Below are 21,118 nucleotides of genomic sequence, written 5' to 3' on the forward strand. Positions count from 1 at the left end.
ACGATGGCTCTTACAGGAGGTCTTTGAGTGCCTGATCTACATGGGGGTAGCTAAAATCAAACCCGGTATGACGTATTTTTTCACTACTAACCCTATTACCTCCCAATACGATCTGTGACATTTCACCAAGAACCATTTTCAGCATAAAGGCAGGCACGGAAGGTAAAAACACAGGTTTCCTGAGAGCTTTGCCAATTTGTTTGGTCAATTCTTTATTAGTAACAGGATAAGGGGCTACGGCATTATACGGTTGATTTTCCATGCGGTTGCTTGTAAGTGCATGCGCGAGAATGCCACATAGGTCTTGTATATGTATCCAGCTAACGTACTGACTGCCGTCACCTAGTGGAGCGCCGAGGCCAAAACGTACGGGTTTAGCCATTTTAGGAAGTGCTCCACCTTCTTCAGCTAATACTACCCCTATTCTGATCCTGACTTCGGGTACATCTATCTGATGAAATTTTTTTACCTCTTCTTCCCATCTACTGGTAACATCGGCCAGGAAATCTGTGCCGTGACCACTTTCTTCCGTTATCCATTTATCGCCGGTATCCATTCCATAATAGCCGATGGCGGAGGCGGAAACGAACCGCTGCAGGGGATAGCCTCCCTGGCTTATGGTATCAAAAAGGAGGCGGGTGCTTTGGGTCCTGCTGTTCATAATAACTTTCTTGCGGCTATCGGTCCATTTTTTATCGGCAACGCCTGCACCGGCGAGGTGAATAATATAGTCTGCAAAATCAAGGGCTTCCCGTTGAATGTAGCCTTTATCTATGTCCCACAGGTAGGTGGTAATGCTGCTGTCCGGAGAAGGGCTACGGCTGAGGTGGGCAACATGGTATCCTTTGGAAATGAGAAGGAGGGTAAGGTGGTGTCCGACAAGGCCGGTACCTCCGGTGATAAGTACATTTTTAGGCATGGAATTTCACATTTATTGATACAACAGCCGCTTAATAGTAGTGTTTTTAGCCCACATTATGAACTGTAAAAAATTAACTTACAGATGACCTGATCTACTCATTATATGGTCAGCTCTTTTATATTTTGCGCTCATGAAATCAATACTTAGCGGATCAATCTTATTGCTGTTATTTAAAATAGTTTGGGGCTATACCTGGATGTAAAAATAGCCCGGAGGAGGTGACGGAGATACTAGGCAAACCTGATACGGTCTTTACGAAAAGAAAGTATGGTGGACAAGCGCGTTCACTTCCAGGTATATGGCGAGAAAAACATTAACCTGCAATATGAGGGGGGTGATAAACTATCGGAGATAGTGGTAAAGAACCCTGAGTTGCCTTTTGCACAGGAGTCAATTGAGGCATTTGGGCTAGACATGTTGCCTCCTACTCAGCACCAGGAGAGGGTTTTGATAAACTGGAAGTCGTATCCTGACTTCAGTAACGTATCTATCTACGCGAAGGGATATGCTGAGGGTGGGGAGCCAAATCAGTATGACTTTTACTTCAGGTACAAAAAATAAAGGGCTGGAAAAACCAGCCCCTTATTTACTATGTTTGCTTATGAAGGTACTTATTCAATAAGGTAAGTCACTCCCAGTGAGAATGTCTGACCTGTGTTAAAATTGCTCCAGATATAATCTCTACCATTATAGTTGAGTTCTTCTCTGTAGGTGGAGTTAAGGATGTTTGAAGCCTTTGCTTTTACACTCCAATGTTCACCAATGCCCTTTTTTACTGTTAGAGAGAGATCAGGTCTTGGTTGTTCATAAATGAAGGGCAAAGCAAGGGAAACGGCTGTAATTCTTTCACCAAACACGTTGTAAACTGCATTTATATCCCAACCTGACTCCAGGTTATTATAGCTTAGTCCGGCGTTGATGATATAAGGTGACTGATTATACAGAGGCCTCGTATCTTCAGCAGTTGGATCAAATACTCTACGTGCAATTAGCTCCTCATCAGAAAGATTAACTTTAGAATCTACTAAGGTTATATTTACTGAGGCCCGGAAATCCTTGAGAGCGGGTGTTAAGAAGCCGAGTGTTTTGCGAGCTTCCAGCTCTAAGCCAAGGAGGGTAGCCTGATTAACATTCTGAAACTCAAAAAGAAGATTATTATTCTGAGGGTTAACCGTACGCTCGATAGGACTATCCATGTTTTTATAGAAAACACTTGCGGAAAGATAGTCCTGTGCCGCCGGATACCATTCCCAACGGAGGTCAAGATTATCTATCAGGGTTCTTTCAAGGTTGGGGTTACCCTGAAGGGCAGGGTCTCCCTGGAATGAAAAAGTTACTAAGGGGGCGAACTCTCGGAATGAAGGCCTTGCAAGGGTCCTACCATAGGCTCCGCGAATATTCATATTTTCCTCAACCTCATATGTCAGGTTGATGGAGGGAAGAACATCGAAAGCCTTAATATTTCCCGTAATCCTTCCACCAATACCTGGTACTTCATTGAGCGTTCTCAGATTTTGATCAGTATTCTCAACCCGAGCACCAACTATAGCTTTAAAGCTTTCTGTAATAGGCAACTCGCCCATTATATATCCAGAAATGATAGTTTGATCAGCTTTATAATTATTTTCTTCCCGAGTACCATCTATAAGATAAAGGCCAAAACCGCCATCACTTGTATATCCTAAATTTTCCTGAGCGAGATAATCATCAATGTCTCCAGCATATCTTTCAGCTCCGTTACCTCTAACATACTCAAGACGTCTTTCATTGTACTCTCTTTCTTTGAATCTGTATGCAGCACCAAATCGTATCTTGGCTTCTTGATCATTCCACCCCGCTGTAGGTATTGTTATGTCTACCTTATTATCAAAGCTACTTTCTTCCATACCCCGGAAGTAACGACCAGGGCGGTTAAGATTTGACTGAATAAAGGAAGTATCACCTTCTTGCGCGATATAGTTATTTGTGAAGAAACGAAGGTCAGGTTCATCAAATGAACCTAAGGAATAAGAACTCAACCATTCAACTTCAGCATTATTTATTCCTGGAATGGTATGGGTACCCTGTAACTGACCAGTATTGATGTATCGTTCTTTAAAATAAATTGTACGAGTTTCGTAAAAGTTGGAGTTATCTATCCAGGGGTTTACTGTACCCGATAAACTCCAGTTTCCCTCCAAATACCTGGCTTCTTTAATACCACTTTGGTTTCGAAGAAGGGTAGCCTGTATCTTATGGAAGTTATTTAGCTTAATAGCACCCGCAACCATGGCTCCCCATGTTACGCTTTCCGATCCAGCTTCATCATTGAGAAGAAAATCAGTATTTCCTTCCAAGGTACCAACTCCCGCGCTAACTCCACTATATCGTCCAACAAATCCATCAGATATAGCAGAATAGTCTCTATCGTATGAAAGAGATCCAATAAGACCTAACTGTTTTTCACCAATATTCAGCTGATCTCCAATAGCCACACTAAAACTTTGGTTTAGGAAGGGCTGTTTAGAAGAGGGCTCGAACTCCGTATTTTCAAAACTTTTAGTTGCTGCATCCAAGGCAGCCGGGTCTTCATAGCGCTCAGGAAATGTAGCATTAGTGTATTGCTTTATCTGGGCCGGCAACTCACGTGTGCCATCGTCTATTCCTAGCCAGTCAAGTCCACCGCCCTCGTAGGTGAGGAAATTATCATTGAATGATGAAACTGTATTATATCCAAGGGAGGCACTAACCTGAAATGTAAACCTGTCAGGAAAATCTTTTGTAGCAATATCTACTAGACCTCCTGAAAAGTCACCGGGAAGATTAGGAGAAAAGGTCTTATAGACAATGATATTGTCTATAAGGTTACTGGGGAAAAGGTCTAATTGTACAGAGTTACGGTTAGGATCTAACCCAGGAAGGTCGGCACCATTGAGTGTAGTTTTGCTATAGCGATCACCCAGGCCACGTACATAAACGTACTTACCTTCCTGTACGGTTACCCCGGTAACACGCTTGATGGCTGCACCAGCGTCACCGTCGCCATTTCTGCTAAACATGTCTGCAGATATGGCATCAAGAACCACGGGAGATTTTTTCTGTACGGTAAGCAGGGCTGTTTCGCTACTTTTAATAGCCTCGGCTGTTACTACTACTTCTTCGAGCACATCGTCCTCTACAGCAAGTCTTACGGTAAGAACCTCTGTTTCACCAGCTTCTAACCGGATGTCTCTGATAGTTTGTGTCTGGTAAGAGACGTAGGAAACCTGCACGCTATAAGTGCCAGGAGCAAGATTGGGGATTGATGCCTTTCCGTCGAGGTCGGCGGCACCACCTGTGGTAGTACCTTCCAACGCGACGTTGGCACCGATCAGGGCTTCGCCTGTTTCGTCATCTACAACGGTCACACGAATGGTACCGTTGTTCTGTGCAAATGCCGCAATTCCAAATACGAGGAAAACAGCAGATAAAATTACCTTCTTAAGCATTTTTTAATAGAATTTGAGAAACCATTCAAAAAGCACCCGCCCTCATGGCGGATGCTTCTTTAAAGTTTTTATGGGGTATGATTACTGATTCAGTACTTCCCAGGCTTTAGTCCAGTTAGCGATCCAAGGGGTTTGGCCCGGTTGGAAAGCTCCTTTATACTGTTGATTGGAAAAGAATCCATCAGAAGGAACTGTGGCAAGGTCACTAGTAACTTCAGAAGCAGAGGGGACGATGGCATCTACACCTGACCCAAAACCCGGGTCTGCTACCATATTATTATTAGCACCATAGGCTTTCCACGTAGATTCATTCCCGGCTTCCGGAGCACCACTTAGTGTGAAGATATCTTCAATATTAGCGTTATCAGTTACGCCGTTTATATCGTACAGGAGGTTATTTGAAAATTCTAGGTCTCCACTCTCAAATCTCGTATATGAGTCGGGGTTTTCAGCTAGATCCTCAACCTCAACCGATCCATCATAGCCATAGAAAATACTATTAAAGTATTTACCACCAGCATTATCCCGGAAAATAATTGTATTAGTAATGCTAGCAGTTGGGTCGTCGCTATCCATCAAATAAGTAGCATTATAAAAGGTGGGTATGGCATAAGGCTGCAGACGCTCATTGGCACTTACACCACCATCATGTTCACCAGCACGAGGATCATCTGACTGAAGTTGACTGGTTACTGTCCAAACAAAAACGTTCTGAAGCTTACCCCGGTACCCTTCATCATAATCTATTGCATCATCACCTGCCCATGATACAGCTACATTCTTGAGATTTACAGTACCTCCGAACATTTCAATACCATCATCAAAATTAGACCATACTTCAATGTTTTCAATAGTAGTTCCATTGCCTACCGCACCTAAAGTAAGGCCGTTAATCTCATTGGCATCACCTAGTAGTGAACCTCCATGACGAATAGAAACATATCTTAGGGTACCACTATTATCAGAATCATCAGAACCACCATACAATCCACGACCAGACTCGTCTGTTATACCTTCAACAAGTTTTTCAGGAGAATCCTGATTATTAGTAGTGGCTCTTCCTAGAATAATAAGTCCCCCCCACTGTTGTGTTGCTGCTGCATCAAATGTACCATCCAAAGGATCGGACTCAGCAGTAAAAATGATAGGGTCAGTTGAAGTACCATTAGCTATAATAGTGCCACCACGGGCAACAATAAGGGCTGATGCACTAGAGCCTTGTCCAGTCTGGCCTTTTATAACAGTACCAGGTTCAATAGTTAGGGTCTGGTTTTCATTTACAAATATGAAACCACGTAGAATATACACACTATCGGAATCCCATGTGGTTGTACCTACACCATTTGATGATGGTGTAATTTCTACAACGTTAGCATCGGGCTCGGGAGTAGGGGTTACCGGATCAGGTGTATCGTCATCATCGCTACAAGATACCGTAAAGGCGAGTCCTGCAAGGAGTGTTGTCAAAAACGAAAATCTTCTCATGTTAGAATTACTTGGTTGGGTTAAAAATCCTACGCCACAAAGGTGACCAAGTAATGTTAAGTAGGGGCTTGGTCTTTGTTATGAAATCATTATGAGAGGATAAAAGGAGGTTAATTAATTGTTAACCAAACGAAGGGGGTATAACAAAAAAAACCTCCTTAGGGAGGTTTTAAGAAGGTTTTTGTCCGGTAGAAGGCGTATGTTATCAATAATTAATAGGCACTTTATTAAGTATTGTCCGTATGATTTGGTGTGTAGAAACTCCGTCTGCTTCGGCTTCAAAGTTGAGTAGAATCCGGTGGTTGAGCACGTCGGTGGCTACTTCTTTTATGTCCTCCGGCAGTACATAATCACGCCCATCAAAATAGGCGACTGCCTTGGCGGCGCGGTTAAGGTTAATGCTGGCCCTGGGTGATGCACCAAACTGAATATAGGCGGCCTCTTCGGTAAGCTTATAATCTTCAGGTCTACGGGTAGCGAACACGAGTTCAATGATATAGCGCTCCAAAGACTCGGACATATTGACTTTATTGATCTCATCTCTGATAGCGAATATGTCCTCTTTGGTAAGATGGGTCTCGACTGTTCTATGAAAGCTGAGGTTAGCCATCCGCCGCATGATCTCAAGTTCGTCTTCTTTGGAAGGGTAATCGACGTACACCTTCATCATGAAACGGTCTACCTGTGCTTCGGGGAGCGGGTAGGTACCTTCCTGGTCGACGGGGTTTTGGGTAGCGAGTACGAGGAAGGGGGTATCGAGCTTATAGGTGGTTTCGCCGATAGTGACCTGGCGCTCCTGCATGGACTCGAGCAGAGCGGCCTGGACCTTGGCAGGGGAGCGGTTTACCTCATCGGCTAATACGATATTCGCGAAAATGGGGCCTTTTTTTACCTCGAACTCTGCGCGCTGCTGATTGTAGATCATGGTACCTACCAGATCTGCAGGGAGGAGGTCGGGGGTAAACTGGATACGCTTGAAGTCGAGGTGCAGTACATTAGCCAGGGTATTGACTGTAAGTGTTTTGGCCAAACCGGGAACACCCTCAAGCAACACGTGCCCATGGGTAAATAGTCCGATCAGTAGTCTATTGACCATGTATTCCTGTCCGACAACTACCTTGCCTATTTCGCGAAAGACGTTTTGTATCTGTTCCTGGTACTTGTCCTTATGCTCCAAGGGTGCATCCATAATCATCATTTTTTATCCTACTGGCAAAAATAAAGAAAGGAAGGGATAATTCCATTCCTTTCTTTATTGACTAAAGCAGCCTATTCAACAATAAGTTTATGATAATTTGATTCGCTTCCGTCAATTTTCAATAAGTAAACTCCAGAAGGGAGAGCTAGCCCTATTTCATGTTTTCCTACATATAGGCTCTTACTTACCAAAACTACCCCATCAAGCGTGAGAATCTGAATATTAGCTCTTTCTTTTAGGTAAAGGTGAAGTTTATTTCCCTTAACAGGGTTAGAGAAGTATGAAGCAATTTTAACCTCTTCTTTAGGCTCTGAGAATCTACTCGACGAATTGACTGTGATAGTCCGAATTACCTCATTATTTGTTTTATCACTTTCCGCAATTGATGGGTTACCTATATTACCTATGGCATGAAAATATTTTGTACCATAGTAGTTTTGTGTATACCCAGACGGCACGAAAATCTCATCCCAGGTAACGAATTCACCTGGAATTAAAGTGATATATCCCTCCTTTACCGTAGTGGCATAGCGAATATCTCCGTTTAATGACATTAAAGTTGTTACATAAATATTTTTGCCAGTAAGTGTTCCAGCGTTGGAAAATTTCACCTTATAATTCACACTTTCATTTTCTGTAACAGAAGAGGTAAAATCACTTGATGCTCCCAAGATCTTGAATTGAATTATCTCTACCTTTAAATCAATTTCGCCAATACCAATATCTGCGCTAGTCTTATTATTTGAAGAATTCGTTTCGTGGGCTTTAGAAGTATTAATCAATACAATTAGCTTTCTATCATCACCAGTGGTTGCTCCTAAAGGAATATTTATCGTCTTATTTATAATTCTACTTTGCCCTACAGATAGTGTTGATATACTGCCAGTAGCAATAGGTGAAACTCCGGCGGGGATAGAAGATGATCCTGAGAGGTAAACAGCATAATCAGTTGACCCAGAAATTTCACCATTATTGGATACTCGAAATGAAATATTTCCGCCATCTCCTGGCTTTATTGATGTTGGTACGGAAAGGTTGCTTATAGCAAAGTCTGGATAGGGCTGGTAGATTGTCGTGAATAATGCCTTTTGATTATTCAATTCTGATATTTCTATCAAACTATTATTTTGATCGACGGCAAATATGACATAGTAATCACCTTCCGTAATCGGATTTAATGTGATTTGATCAGTAATCGTCGTCTGCTGACCAACGTTTAAACCACTCAATGTCGAAGAATAAAATTGTATATCGCCGAATCCAATATTACTGTCGGTAGAAAGATATCCCTGCAGGTTAACAGTTGTAGAAGGCAGCGTACCAGAGTTCAAGACATTTAAAGTGAAGTCGACAACAGGGGTTGTTGAAAAAATGTGTTGGTTCAAGTTTAAGGAAGTAATTTCCAGGTCAGGTCGGTTAAAAATCTGTATAGCCTGATAAGCGATATTATTCGATTCATTAGACTCAGTTACATCCTGGTCACTATCTACTTCGTAAAGAATGTAATAATTTCCATCGGTAATGGCAGGAAGCATAAATTGGCCGTATTCCCCATCGTCACCAGTAGAGAAATCGTACCCAAGGACCGTTTCAGTCCCATCCAAATATGTTTTTTTAGACAGATAATATGTAACCTTGAAGCTAACATTATTTGCTGTACCAGAATTAGTAACAGTACATCCTATGTTAATAGTGTTTCCCACAATTGCTGAAGCCGGCCCAAATAAATCAGTTGCTGAGAAGTCAGGAAGCCCTGGTTCCACTGTAATTTCTCTGAAATCAGTATTATTGCTTTCGTCTAATTCTGAGACAAACCCTTCATGATCTGCGTAAAATACTAGGTGATACGAACCTGCGGGGGTATTAACTGGAATGGTAATATTCGCTATTTCTCCATCCGATTCATTTACACCTATACCTTCTGTTTCCTGCCAAAATAATCGAATATCTTCCTCGGAGTAAGAATTATCGGTTGATAGAAAAACCTTAACATCTACTTCTTCTGATGCAGATGTACCTATATTTTTAACGCCTACACTTATAGTCATACTGCTACCAGCTGTTAAAACAGTAGTAGGAAGGTAGTATGAACTTATAATAAGGTCGGGAGTGGCGTAGGCTGAAATTGAGAAAATGGTTAATAATAATGTGAGTAGCTTTTTCATAAAAAATTGTTTAGTCGATCAAAGCTATACATCTGTCTCATTTTTTATATTATTCATCTGTTATGACTACATTATCAAAAGCTAATCGCTGTCCATGGGCCGAAGGTGAGTCTGAAGCCTACAAAGCCTACCATGACGATGAATGGGGCGTACCGGTGCATGATGACGGTACGCATTTTGAGTTTCTTATACTTGAGGGAGCGCAGGCTGGGCTGAGCTGGCGAACGATCCTTCACAGAAGAGAGGGGTATCGCCGTTGCTTCAGTGATTTTGACCCGGTGAAGGTGGCTGAATATACGGAAGAGGATATCCAGCGTCTGAAAAAGGATGCAGGAATTATCCGCAATGAACTGAAAATACGTGGGGCGGTGACGAATGCGAGGTTGTTTCTAAAAATTCAGGAAGAGTTTGGCAGCTTTGATAAGTATATCTGGGGTTTTGTAAAGGGGGAGCCGATTATAAATCAGTGGAACTCTTTAAAGGAGGTACCTGCCCGAACTGAAGAGTCGGACCGGCTAAGCAAGGATTTGAAAAAGAGGGGATTTAAATTTACTGGAAGCGTGATTATGTATGCGCACATGCAGGCATGCGGGCTGGTAAATGACCACCTGGTATCTTGCTTTCGTTATTCAGAAGTCTAATTCATTTTTTTATGAAACTACTATTACAATTCATGCTACTGGGGGGGACTATGCTGGCCCTGGGGTGCGGAAAAGAAGAGGAGAGATCATCCGGGTGTATAGATGCGAGTCTGATAAATGAAGATGCGGCGTGTATACAGATTTATGATCCGGTGTGCGGCTGCAACGGGCAAACGTACCCAAACGACTGCGAAGCGACAAATGCAGGGGTGACGGAGTATAGGGCGGGTGTTTGTGACTCGTGACTTACATATTCTTTATGATCTCGGTTTTATCAAGCTCAATACTCCACATGCCTCTAAGCTGACCTATTTGATACCCGGTGGCTTTATCTTGGGGATAGAGCTCATTTATCTGTGACTGGGTCTCCGGGCTTATTTCTGATTTAGTGCCGTGGCAATTAAGACAGAGTTCAGCTCCTAATAAAATGGGTTTGGTATAGAGAATTTTACCATTATCGAGCATTTGGATATTGTCTCCGGGGGCTTCGTTTTGTTCTACAGAGTAGGCATAGGCGTCGAGAAGATTGGCCTCCAATTCATTTGGCTCATCCTTTGGGTTGCGATAGCGCTGAGAGACGCGACGAATTCGGCTTTTGGTAGCAGTGCTGAGGCTATCCATGAGGGAAAGGGCTTCTACATTACAGAAGGTGACTGCGCCAGGTACGCCATGCGCCTCTATTGCTAGCTGTAAAGTGGCGATCAGTTCCTGCTGGGATATGCGGGATACTTCTCTTCCCGTTTGAAGCGCGGCATTAAGAATCTCACCTTCTTTTACCTGCTTAATTTCCCTGCTTTTTCTCTCATCTTTGAGCGCCTCACTAGTTATTTTTCGCTGTTCCATATCACAGGAAGAGAATAGCATCGTAGCGAATACTATTGAGAGGCAAAAATAGCGAGTCATAGGACTTCTGTTTTCGGGTTCAAATTATCGATGTTCAACTACAGGACTGCATTTTATCATTTTTAGTAGAAGTAATCCACTTTTCGGGGCTGGAAAAACAGGCGACACCATGCATACCTGGTTGCCGAGTTATGATCGGTATTCCTAACGTCTTAGTTAAGTCCTAAATAGGGGGGCCAGGGATATCCACACTTTGACTATACTTTGACTATAGGATCACTATAGGGAGAGTATAGGGTAGCAGGTATCTGAATAAGTAGAAAAATACAAATTACAGCCCAATTTCTAATGTCTCGCCGGAGGATTCTTAAACGCAGAGCAGGAAAATGAAAAAGAGCTACCTTTCAGGGGTAGCTCTCATATAATTATTGTCCGTGATATTAACCACCGTAATGGTAGTCGGTTTCCCACTCCATGAGGGGCTCGGCATCTTCATTTCTTACTTTTGCATTTACGACCTTACCGATGAATACCATGTGATCGCCTTCGGGTGTAACGGCATCATTGAGCTCACACTCAATAAAGGCAGGTACGTCATTCAGGATGGGGCTACCGGTTTCCTTCTCTTCAAAGGAATAGCCATTGATTTTTTCTCCTTCTACATCGGAGCCTTTACTGAAGGCCTTTAGCATATTTAGCTCTGCCTTTCCTACGATGTTAATAGCAAAAGACTGGCTTCTTTGAATGGTCTCGTTCAGGTCACTGTCTTTCTGAATAGCTACCATAACGAGTGGGGGATCAAATGAAATCTGGCTAACCCAGCTTACTGTTCCGGCTGCATAGTAGTCTTTATCTCTGCTGGATAATTCCTCAGCAGGTGCTTTGGTGGTGACTATATAAAATCCGTAGCTGATCTTTTTCAGTGCCAGTGATGCTTGGGTTGATTTATTTTGAGGCTTGTCCATATAATTCGTCTGTTTAATTATCGTCTACAAATCATAAACAGACTACACGGCCTTACTGTTTTAGCAAGTAATTGATAATAATCATGTTATATAAAAAATGCCCGTCTACCTAGGGGTAAACGGGCATTGAAGGGAGATAATGTTTCTATTAGTCTTGGATAATTTTCATCTCAACGCGGCGATTAAGCTCGCGGCCTTCCACTTCCTGGTCATTAGTGGCAATAGGGCGGGACTCTCCATAACCTTTAGCCACAAGGCGATCGGCAGCTATTCCTTTATTAAGCAAATACTGTTTTACACTGTTTGCTCTTCTCTCGGAAAGTCGCTGATTGTATGCGTCTGAGCCGATATTATCTGTATGTCCGGCAATCTCAATTTTTACAGATGGATTGTTTTTCAACACTTCGGCAGTTCTGTTAAGCTCAGGATAGGATTCGGGCTTGAGAGAGGACTTATCGAAGTCAAAGAAAATGTTATTAAGAGAAATAACAGCCTCTTTCTCGATAGGTGCGAGATAGAGATCTTTGGTAATGGTTTGATTGTCGCTCACTTCCCGGAGGTCTATATTGGCATTTTCTGATAGGTAGCCCTCTTTTTCTGCCAGGTACCCATAGAGTTCTCCGTAAGGCAGGATGATACTGTACTTACCTGTTTGGGGGTCGGCCTGGGCTATGCCTACTTCTTCTCCCTGAGGCAGCTTTTCGTAGAAGATTTTTGCTTCAAGGGGTTCGTTGTTCTTTTTATTTCTTACGATACCAGTAATCTTAACGACGGGATCAGGTCTGTAGAAATTAGGCATCCCAAAGCGAAATATATCTACATTTTCTCCTTTCATGCCTCTTGAAAAATAGGCCTCTTCCCCGTTGGCAGGAATAGTAAAGAAAAGGTCATCTTCCGGACTGTTAATATTAGGGCCAAGGTTCATGGGTTCAGACCAACTTGTCCAGGTGTCGTCAAGGCGGCGGGTGACGTAGATATCGAGTTCGCCAAATCCGCTATATCCCTTGGAAGAGAAATAGAGGGTTCTGTCATCGGGGGCCAGAAAGGGTGCTGACTCTACTGATGCTGTATTTACGATATCTCCAAGGTTCAAAGGTTCGGACCATTTACCATCTGACTGCTGGAAGCTTACATATAGGTCACGATCGCCGCGGCTATCATCTCTCTCTACGGACATCAACAGGGTTTTACGGTTGTTGGCCATGAAGAAGTTGGCCTGAGGAGATAGATTGTAATCATTCTCTATTTCTATATTTTCAGGGTCTGACCAGCCACTGCCTTCCCGGTTACTCATTGATACGCCTGCTCGCATTTTGCCATTAGGCATGTATTGGTTACCGAGCAGTACGACCATTGAGCGGCCATCGGGGGTAATAGAACTGATGAAATTGGGGCCTTCATTGTTAAGAGGGGCTCCTATATTGCGGGCCTCACCCCATTCTCCATCGGCGCCTTTTTCCGAGTACCAAATATCCTCCTTGTCTTCGATACCTCCTACGTTGTCGGGGTGATTCTGGCGACTGAAAAACAGCATATTTCCGTCAGGAGAAACCAAAGGCTTAAGCTCATCAAAATCGCTATTAACGTTGGGACCTAATCGTTCTACTGAAAGATTAGGGTTTACTTCAGGGTTTACATTTACCTCCGGTTGTACGGGCTCAGCATCAGGGGAGATGCCAATAGCATCTATGCTGTAATATCCGGGAACAGCGTTCCCGTCGAATTCTACCTTAACAGCGGCTACCGCGTGGGTGGTAAGGTCAAAAAAGACGTTTAGCATTCGGCCGCGATTCGGGTCGGGATTGGCGTTTAGTTCAACCATCTTATACTCATTTCCCTGGGGGTCATAGGTATAAATGGCTTTAACTGCGGTAGGGTTAAAATTTTCAGCGATGGCTACCTGCCTGATACGCATTGGCTGAGAAAAAGCCACTTTCAAAAACTCATCGCGGTTGGGTCTTCTGGGGGTCCATGCATTAGGACTCTCTCCATCTACCGGCAGGGCATCTGGTTTTCCGAGTACCTGGGCAGCACTGTACTGCCTTTCACTCATTTCAGAAGAAAAATCGAGGATTTCCGAAGCCCATTGTACCTCCTGGCCGTATGAGGCCACAGATAGTAACACAAAAATCAATAAAATTGTAAACCTTCTTACCATGCTGTCTTTCCTGGTATTTTCTTACTTAAAAATAAATGCGTGACTCTCAGATAGTAATACTTCAAAAAAGCCTGAACGCTGCTTTACGATCTGAAAATAATGTATTTTATTAATAAAATTACAAGATAAGTTTGTTTTACCTTTTTTAACATATCAGGAGTTCCTGGCAAAAGCAAGTGTATGACTGGCTTTAGCTACCACTGGGTATATTATGGTTCACCTGATTCTAGTATATTGTGCGGAGCCTGTTCGCTCCGGCATGATTTTTTAATATAACCAAACCACCAGCAGTAATAATGCAGGACCATCATCCCCCAAAAGTTTTAATGATAGGCTGGGAGTTTCCTCCCGTATTCACAGGGGGCCTTGGCATAGCATGCCAGGCTATAGCCAGGTGCTTATCTGAAGAAGTAGATTTATCGGTAATTGTTCCCTTGTCCACTGAAGGCTATGAGGAGGAAGGGTATTCTCTCTTTGATACATATAGAAATGCATATACTTCCTCGGAAGTGTATAAAACAGAGGCAGAAATAGTAGCAGAGAAAGGCTCCTGGAGGGATCTTGTGAACAAACACAAGGTAAATGTAGCTCTGGATCCGTACGAAACCGCTGAAGCACCGGTGTTGGCTCCTGTTCCTGCTGTTACGGAAACGGTAAGCGAAAACCCAGCCCTATCCGGTCGCGGGGCCACTTCAAGGGATGAGCTGTTTAGCACTAAAAGCCTCTACGACAAGGATCTGGGACATAGAATAAGCGAATTTGCTAATCGTACTGTGGCGCTGGTAAATGAAAAAGGGCTTATGCCTGACCTTATTTATGCGCATGACTGGATGACTTTTCCGGCTGCACTGTCTCTGAAGGAAGCCACTGGCAAGCGGGTGGTGCTTCATGTACATTCTACAGATTATGACCGAAATGGCGGTGTAAGCTATGGAAACTTTACCTCTCAACTGGAAAAGGAGGCTTTTGAGCTGGCTGATCATATCATAACGGTAAGCAGTTATACGGCTCACCTTTTGGAAACGCGCTATGGTGTATCTCCGGAGAAGATGACGGTAGCTCACAATGGGTATAAGTTCAGGCCGGAGGAAGCAAAAGCTACCTCGTCTTTTTCTGAGAAATTAGTTCTTTTCCTGGGTAGGATCACTGCGCAGAAAGGGCCGGAGTTTTTTTTCAGAATCATAAGTAAAGTGGCAGAAAAAAATGCGGGTGTACGATTTGTGATGGCTGGTACGGGTGATCGCCTCAAAAGTGCTATAGAGGCAAGCGCGTTCTCAGAAATTGCTCATAAGATTCATTTTACTGGCTTTTTGAATAGGGAGGAGGTTTATAAGCTTTATAGCATGGCGGACATTTATTGTATGCCGAGCGTGAGTGAGCCATTTGGGCTTACGGCACTGGAGGCGGCATCTATGGGCTTGCCTTGTGTACTTTCTAAACAATCAGGGGTGGCTGAGGTATTGGAAGGAGCCCTTACGGCTGATTACTATGATGTGGATGCTTACGCACGTCATATTCTGAAACTCCTGGAAGATGAGGATTTATACAGTGATGTGGTAGAAAGACAGCTAATGGCCACTAAAAAACTGACTTGGGAGGCTGGCTGCACCCAGATAATGAATGTCTTTCGCACACTGTTAACCGATTCTGAATAATATGCCTGCAGTTAGTTTATTTTTCCAGGTGCATCAGCCATTCAGGCTGTATCCTTATAAGTTTTTTGACATTGGATCGGGACGGGAGTATGTGAACACTTATCTGAATGAGGAGATTCTGGATAGAGTAGCGGATAAGTGCTACTTACCAGCCAACCACATGATGCTGGACCTCATCAACCAAACAAAAGGCGCTTTTTCAGTGGCTTTTTCTATATCTGGTACGGCACTGGAGCAATTTGAGGCTTACAGGCCTGATGTGCTGGACTCTTTTAAGGAGCTGGCCGCCACTGGGCATGTGCGGTTCCTGGGGGAAACTTACTATCACTCTCTGAGCTTTTTCTATGACCGTAAGGAGTTTGTCCGCCAAATAGAGCGGCACAGGGAAGCTATAGAAAATCATTTTGACCAGAAACCGGAAATTTTCAGAAATACTGAACTGGCTTGCCAGAATGACCTGCTGGAAGTAATAGAACAACATGGTTTTAAGGGCATTGTCACGGAGGGGCTCGAGTGGTTTATTCCTCCTTCAATTGGTCACCCTAATACGGTATACAAAGGGGTGGGTGGAACAGAGACAAGGATATTACTGAGGAATCACCACCTGAGTAATGACGTTGGCTACCGGTATACGGACCAGAGCTGGAAAAAGTACCCACTGACTGCCAGAAAATATGTGAATTGGCTTGCTAAAGAGCCGGGGGAGGTGGTAAATCTGTACATGGATTACGAAACGATAGGGGAACACCACGCTGAATCCAGCGGCATATTTAATTTTTTCAGGGAGTTCGGGCAGAAATGGAGCGTGAATGAGGGCTTTATTTTACCGGAAGACTCATTGAAAAAAATACCTGCAAAAACGGAACTGGATATCTATAGTCCTATTAGCTGGGCGGATACGGAAAGGGATCTTTCTGCATGGAATGGAAACCCTCTGCAAAAGGCTGCTTTGAAGCGACTTTATGAGTTGGGGGATATGATCAGGCCTCTGCAAAATAAGGAAATGGATGACCTATGGTCAGTATTACAATCCTCGGATCATTTCTATTATATGAGCACAAAACAGCAGCATGATGGGAAGGTCCATAGTTATTTTAGCCCGTATCCCACGCCTTATGATGCTTACGTATACTTTATGAATGTGCTTTCTGACTTTGAGCTGAGGGCCAGAAAAATGATAGAGGCGTCATAAAAAAACCCGGGGGTACCGGGTTTATTATTTTATCTGCCAAACAGATTTTTGAGATAATCTCCTGCCAGGGAGAGGTAATTTATATACGGTGACTCGTCCTGACCCAAGGTCAGGACTCTATTGGTCTCTACCTGTACAGATAAGATAACTCCGCTTTCATACAGACTGGTATTCCATTGTTTCAAAGAAGATAACCAACCTTCATCTGATTGAGGGAAGTTATAGGTGGTAATTTCTCTAAAGGTTTTCTGAGAGGGAATATTCAGAATCAGATTCCCTTTCTCATCATTGGAAAGGGTGACGGTTTCATCCCCGTGAACCAGGCTTAAATTGGCAGCAATATCTAGTTGATTTCTCAATGAATTTTAAAATAGGGTAAGAATTTGATGCAATAGGTTTGTACTAGCCTAATGCTTTTCAGGCTTTTGCACTGGTAGCAGAGCTTTCATTGGTTTTGATCCTTAGCTTTCCATTCATTTTCCAGTGGGCATGAGTGGCATTATCGCCGGCTTTACCGGGTACATAGAGATCAAAATCATCAAACTCATATGTGATCTCGGCGTTTCTTCCGGTAAGCTTATCGTATAGTCCACCGGCTAGCTCGGGCCAGGTTTGTGTTTCATTAGCCATATTGCATCTACTTTAGGTATAAAAATTATTACCCTTTAATAAGAGATGCGGTCACCGAATTGTTTGCTAATCAACTAATTGCGCGGGAGAATTTTTGACGGCTATACCAGATACCCACCGCCAGCAGCAGGTTATAAATGATCATTAACATGGAGTGAATGTGCCATACCTGCTTCATCACATCAATATACTGGAGGGCGAGGTAGCTGCTGAAGATATACATGAATAGGCTACCGGAAAAGTAGAATAGTACGGCGGTGCTTACCCAGAAAGCAGGCTCTTTTTCAATGTAAAAAACATTAAGGTCGGTGAGCAGCTTGCGAAAATAGATGAGGCTGAAGGCTACAAGCATGAGGCTTTCTAAAGCCCTGGGAACGTCTGAGTATTCATACCAGCCTTTTATAAAAGTGGCATAGAGGAAGGTGAATGCAACAAATACGTGAATACTGATCTTAATAAACCGTTTTAGCCGGGGCTCTCTGAACAAGTGGTAGTACATAAGGCTAAGCAAGGTAAACTCAGCCATGGTGAGGATATTGAGCAGAGGCAGGTTATTCACTTTTTGGTAGCCGAGATATACCATGCATATCTCTACCAAAAAGGAGGTATAGACCAGGTAAGCGAGAAACTTGACCTCTCTGTGGTGGAACCTTATGGTAACCAAAGCCAGAAGCAGTGGTATGAATACGGAAAAGGTGGATAACTTGGAGAGAAAAGGTATGTTTTCCATTGGTATAGAAAGTGCTGCAGGCAATAGATTCTGGCTGCTTATACGCCTCTGTCGCTTTCCGTTTTTCCCAGTTTGAAAGCGATAATCTTAATCCTTAGACAAATACATAACAAAAAAGCAAAAGGCTTATTCATTATTAGATTCCTCTTGAAACGCCACTATCCATAAAACCCATTATGACATGTACCATTCCGGGGTTAGTTTTCCAGCTTCTCTGATACCAATCTGCGTAACTTCCTCCGGATAGAACAGGAAGAATCTTTCTTTTTTATTCAATTATTACATTGAATAATGGTGACTAATATAGAAAAGGTTTGGTTTAACTAGAAGAATTTGCAAAAATTATTTTACTAAACAAGCAAAACATTACATATCCGGACGCTAAATAATCGCTAAAAGAAGCTTTATATGAAGATACCTCTGCAACTCATCCCCACTTTACGTAAAGAAACACCCGGAACTGCGTGTGTGACGCACTTAAACAATGCAGGTGCCTCTCTGATGCCAACGCCTGTGTATGAGGCGGTAAAAGCTTACCAGGAGCATGAGCTGACAAGGGGTGGATACGAGGCGGCGGCTGACCATGAGGCTGAACTGAACGCAACTTATGACAGTGTGGCAAGGCTCATTGGTGCGGAACGTGATGAGATAGCTATTGTCGAGAATGCCACATTTGCCTGGCATCAGGCATTTCACAGCTATCCCTGGAAAAAGGGGGATAATATTGTGACCAGTCACACGGAGTATGCTACGAATTTCATAAGCTTTTTACAGGTTAAAAAAAGGTTTGGCATAGAGGTAAAAGTGGCAATGCGGGGAGACTCAGGGGCTGCAGATCCGCAGCAAATCCGCAAGCTGATAGATGGCAAAACGAGGATGATCGTGCTTACGCATATTCCTACAAATAATGGGCTGGTGAATCCGGCTGAGGAAATAGGGGATATTGCCGAGGAAGCTGGTGTCATGTATTTGCTTGATGCCTGCCAATCTGTAGGGCAGTACCCTGTAGATGTAAAAGCGGTCAAATGCGACCTGCTATCGGCTACAGGCAGGAAGTATTTACGGGCGCCAAGAGGTACGGGCTTTTTATACGTAAAAAAAAGTGTCCTGCAGACACTGGAACCAATGTTTCTGGATTTGCATGGGGCAGAATGGTCTGCAGCAAATACTTATGAGGTACGTGCAGACGCTCGCAGATTTGAAAACTGGGAAACGAATAAGGCTCTCACACTAGGCCTTAAAGCAGCCGCTGAGTATGCTATTAATATTGGTCCGAAAGGCATATGGGAACGGATAGTGTACCTGGGGGGAATGCTCAGGGAAAAGCTTATCAATGAGATAGAGGGGGTAAGCATAGAGGACATAGGCGCAACCCAGGGGGGGATTGTCACTTTTACTATCAAAAATCAGCCCTGTGAGAGGGTAAAGGAATATCTGCAGGAGAGGAAAATAAATGTTTCTGTCTCTCACAGATCCAGCACGCGGCTGGATATGGAGGCGAGACACCTGGAAGGTGTCATGAGGGCCTCGGTGCATTACTACAATAACGAAGAGGATCTGGAAAAACTTACGAAAGCTCTTAAGGCCTTCACAAGTAGCTAAATAGGCTTTCTATAAGCAGATCATAAAAAATATCCGCTCATAGTAAGCTGGGGATAGATGGTAATTTATTCACATATCTTTATTTTGCATACGATAAGCATTTTGTGAATATTTTATTTACTAGTTTAGACCAGTGACCATCGATCTGTTAGCTGCAACTTTTTCAGAAGACCCTTACAGGGAATATGACCGGATAAGAGATGCCGCAGGCGTTTACTATGATAAAGCTGCTCAAAGTTTTGTTGTAGCAGATTACGAAGGCGTGAATCAGCTCGTGGGTCAATCGGCTATCTCACCTTACTCCTATCTGTGGGAGGTAGAATCTGTTGAGGCAAAGCAACCTCTTATACCGGGGGAAAGTCCGTTTATACTTGCTTCGGCTTCTGCACCTAAAGGGCTACCGGGCCTGGAAGGGATAAAATCAATTATTGAGAAAAATTCTGAGGACCTTCTCTCCCGAATTAGTAGTGGATTGAGGTTTGATCTGGTTAGGCAATTCTCCTCCTTATTACCTTATGGCATATTTGCCGATATAACGGGTATATCGAGAACGGATATACCAAGATTGCAGCATTGGCATGCTGCTTTTCTGGATATGCTGAAAAATATTGAGCGGAACCCGGACATAGCAGTAAATAGTGAGAATAGCCGCTCACAGATGCGCCGCTACTTCGATGGAGTAAGTGAGTATAATGACCGGGATAACGCTCCTTTTGAATGGTCTGACCTGGGTGAAAGAAGAGATCCGGCCCTGGGCGCCTTACTTATGTGTGGAGGTATGCACTTTGAAGAGGCCTTTGCCCGATATATGCTTTACCTGGCTAATAATAAGGCTGTAAGAAAAGAGGTTCTCTCAAATGATGAGGTAGCCTTGAATGTTCTGCGTGAGATATATCGCTGCTTTGCTCCCAGGCCTATTATTATGGTTCAAAATCACGAGGATATCCTCCTTAAAGGGATAGAAATACCCAAAAGTAGCCGCATCAATTTGCTTGTTTCGGCTGCCAACCGTGATGAGACGGTATTTTCTGCCGGGGCTACACCTGAGCCGTATGCAGAATCCGGCAACGGGCCTATGGTATTTACAGGCAGTCAATTTCCACTGAGTAATGTAAGCAATGAGTATCACGTTTACGCAGCCAGAGTAAGCAACCTGATTGCTGTTATTGCTTCCAGGCAAATATTTACAAGATTTTCCGATCTGGAATTTCCTGAATCGGCTAACTGGGTGCGATCCCGGTCACTGGTGGCACAGCTTGCGAGAACATAAAAAAAGGACAGAATAAAATCCTGCCCTTTTTCATCGCTAAACCTAACCTAACACAATTTCTACAAGCAGATTTTCTATTAAAAACCTGCAAAGATTTTCCAATAAATTTTTGACCAGGGGATATTGAATGCACATTGCCTTTGATAAAGGCAAAAAATCAATTGTGCACAGAAACCAAAGATGGCTTCGAAAGAC

Annotated in this window: 18 protein-coding genes; 7 read left to right on the plus strand and 11 right to left on the minus strand. The window is 43.3% G+C overall.

Going from position 1 to position 21,118, the window contains the following annotated elements:
- Positions 1 to 10: 10 nt before the first annotated feature.
- Positions 11 to 919 carry a TIGR01777 family oxidoreductase gene (locus AB9P05_RS08240; protein ID WP_371908345.1) on the minus strand — a complete coding sequence of 303 codons (909 nt, stop codon included), beginning with the start codon at positions 917 to 919 and terminating at the stop codon, positions 11 to 13.
- 270 nt (positions 920 to 1,189) lie between these two features.
- Between AB9P05_RS08240 and AB9P05_RS08245 the strand changes: the two genes are divergently transcribed.
- The gene (locus AB9P05_RS08245) at positions 1,190 to 1,483 is read left to right on the plus strand and encodes a hypothetical protein (protein ID WP_371908346.1); all 294 of its coding nucleotides are present in this window, start codon (positions 1,190 to 1,192) and stop codon (positions 1,481 to 1,483) included.
- Between the two features lie 50 nt (positions 1,484 to 1,533).
- Here the strand turns inward: AB9P05_RS08245 and AB9P05_RS08250 are convergent, their stop codons facing one another.
- From AB9P05_RS08250 to AB9P05_RS08265, 4 genes are all read right to left on the minus strand, one after another.
- Positions 1,534 to 4,389 carry a TonB-dependent receptor domain-containing protein gene (locus AB9P05_RS08250; RefSeq protein ID WP_371908347.1) on the minus strand — a complete coding sequence of 952 codons (2,856 nt, stop codon included), beginning with the start codon at positions 4,387 to 4,389 and terminating at the stop codon, positions 1,534 to 1,536.
- 81 nt (positions 4,390 to 4,470) lie between these two features.
- Positions 4,471 to 5,874, minus strand: coding sequence for a hypothetical protein (locus tag AB9P05_RS08255; RefSeq protein WP_371908348.1), 1,404 nt, complete (start codon positions 5,872 to 5,874; stop codon positions 4,471 to 4,473).
- 205 nt (positions 5,875 to 6,079) lie between these two features.
- A complete protein-coding gene (locus AB9P05_RS08260; protein WP_371908349.1) occupies positions 6,080 to 7,063 on the minus strand; it encodes an AAA family ATPase in 984 nt (327 codons plus the stop codon).
- A gap of 80 nt (positions 7,064 to 7,143) precedes the next feature.
- On the minus strand, positions 7,144 to 9,237 hold the full coding sequence (locus AB9P05_RS08265; protein WP_371908350.1) for a CARDB domain-containing protein: 2,094 nt from the start codon (positions 9,235 to 9,237) through the stop codon (positions 7,144 to 7,146).
- A gap of 62 nt (positions 9,238 to 9,299) precedes the next feature.
- Between AB9P05_RS08265 and AB9P05_RS08270 the strand changes: the two genes are divergently transcribed.
- Positions 9,300 to 9,878, plus strand: a complete 579-nt coding sequence (locus tag AB9P05_RS08270; protein ID WP_371908351.1) for a DNA-3-methyladenine glycosylase I — start codon at positions 9,300 to 9,302, stop codon at positions 9,876 to 9,878.
- 11 nt (positions 9,879 to 9,889) lie between these two features.
- Positions 9,890 to 10,123, plus strand: coding sequence for a Kazal-type serine protease inhibitor (locus AB9P05_RS08275; protein ID WP_371908352.1), 234 nt, complete (start codon positions 9,890 to 9,892; stop codon positions 10,121 to 10,123).
- A gap of 1 nt (position 10,124) precedes the next feature.
- Here the strand turns inward: AB9P05_RS08275 and AB9P05_RS08280 are convergent, their stop codons facing one another.
- The 3 genes from AB9P05_RS08280 to AB9P05_RS08290 form a co-directional block, all read right to left on the minus strand.
- Positions 10,125 to 10,781 carry a DUF3365 domain-containing protein gene (locus tag AB9P05_RS08280; RefSeq protein WP_371908353.1) on the minus strand — a complete coding sequence of 219 codons (657 nt, stop codon included), beginning with the start codon at positions 10,779 to 10,781 and terminating at the stop codon, positions 10,125 to 10,127.
- Between the two features lie 380 nt (positions 10,782 to 11,161).
- Positions 11,162 to 11,686, minus strand: a complete 525-nt coding sequence (locus AB9P05_RS08285) for a flavin reductase family protein (RefSeq protein ID WP_371908354.1) — start codon at positions 11,684 to 11,686, stop codon at positions 11,162 to 11,164.
- A gap of 148 nt (positions 11,687 to 11,834) precedes the next feature.
- Entirely contained in the window at positions 11,835 to 13,844 is a 2,010-nt protein-coding gene (locus tag AB9P05_RS08290) for an OmpA family protein (protein ID WP_371908355.1), read from the minus strand.
- 296 nt (positions 13,845 to 14,140) lie between these two features.
- Here AB9P05_RS08290 and AB9P05_RS08295 point away from each other — a divergent pair, with 296 nt between their 5' ends.
- Together AB9P05_RS08295 and AB9P05_RS08300 are read left to right on the plus strand one after the other, a co-directional pair.
- Positions 14,141 to 15,499 carry a glycosyltransferase gene (locus tag AB9P05_RS08295; RefSeq protein WP_371908356.1) on the plus strand — a complete coding sequence of 453 codons (1,359 nt, stop codon included), beginning with the start codon at positions 14,141 to 14,143 and terminating at the stop codon, positions 15,497 to 15,499.
- 1 nt (position 15,500) lies between these two features.
- Positions 15,501 to 16,691: a glycoside hydrolase family 57 protein gene (locus tag AB9P05_RS08300; RefSeq protein WP_371908357.1), complete on the plus strand. Its 1,191-nt coding sequence runs from the start codon at positions 15,501 to 15,503 to the stop codon at positions 16,689 to 16,691.
- A gap of 29 nt (positions 16,692 to 16,720) precedes the next feature.
- Here the strand turns inward: AB9P05_RS08300 and AB9P05_RS08305 are convergent, their stop codons facing one another.
- The 3 genes from AB9P05_RS08305 to AB9P05_RS08315 form a co-directional block, all read right to left on the minus strand.
- Positions 16,721 to 17,050, minus strand: coding sequence for a hypothetical protein (locus AB9P05_RS08305; protein WP_371908358.1), 330 nt, complete (start codon positions 17,048 to 17,050; stop codon positions 16,721 to 16,723).
- Positions 17,051 to 17,108: 58 nt separating this feature from the next.
- A complete protein-coding gene (locus tag AB9P05_RS08310; protein ID WP_371908359.1) occupies positions 17,109 to 17,321 on the minus strand; it encodes a hypothetical protein in 213 nt (70 codons plus the stop codon).
- A gap of 70 nt (positions 17,322 to 17,391) precedes the next feature.
- A complete protein-coding gene (locus AB9P05_RS08315; protein ID WP_371908360.1) occupies positions 17,392 to 18,051 on the minus strand; it encodes a hypothetical protein in 660 nt (219 codons plus the stop codon).
- Between the two features lie 408 nt (positions 18,052 to 18,459).
- Between AB9P05_RS08315 and AB9P05_RS08320 the strand changes: the two genes are divergently transcribed.
- Positions 18,460 to 19,653, plus strand: coding sequence for an aminotransferase class V-fold PLP-dependent enzyme (locus AB9P05_RS08320; RefSeq protein WP_371908361.1), 1,194 nt, complete (start codon positions 18,460 to 18,462; stop codon positions 19,651 to 19,653).
- Positions 19,654 to 19,786: 133 nt separating this feature from the next.
- On the plus strand, positions 19,787 to 20,923 hold the full coding sequence (locus AB9P05_RS08325) for a hypothetical protein (protein WP_371908362.1): 1,137 nt from the start codon (positions 19,787 to 19,789) through the stop codon (positions 20,921 to 20,923).
- Positions 20,924 to 21,118: the final 195 nt, after the last annotated feature.

This window comes from Roseivirga sp. BDSF3-8, assembly GCF_041449215.1.
GTDB lineage: Bacteria > Bacteroidota > Bacteroidia > Cytophagales > Cyclobacteriaceae > JBGNFV01.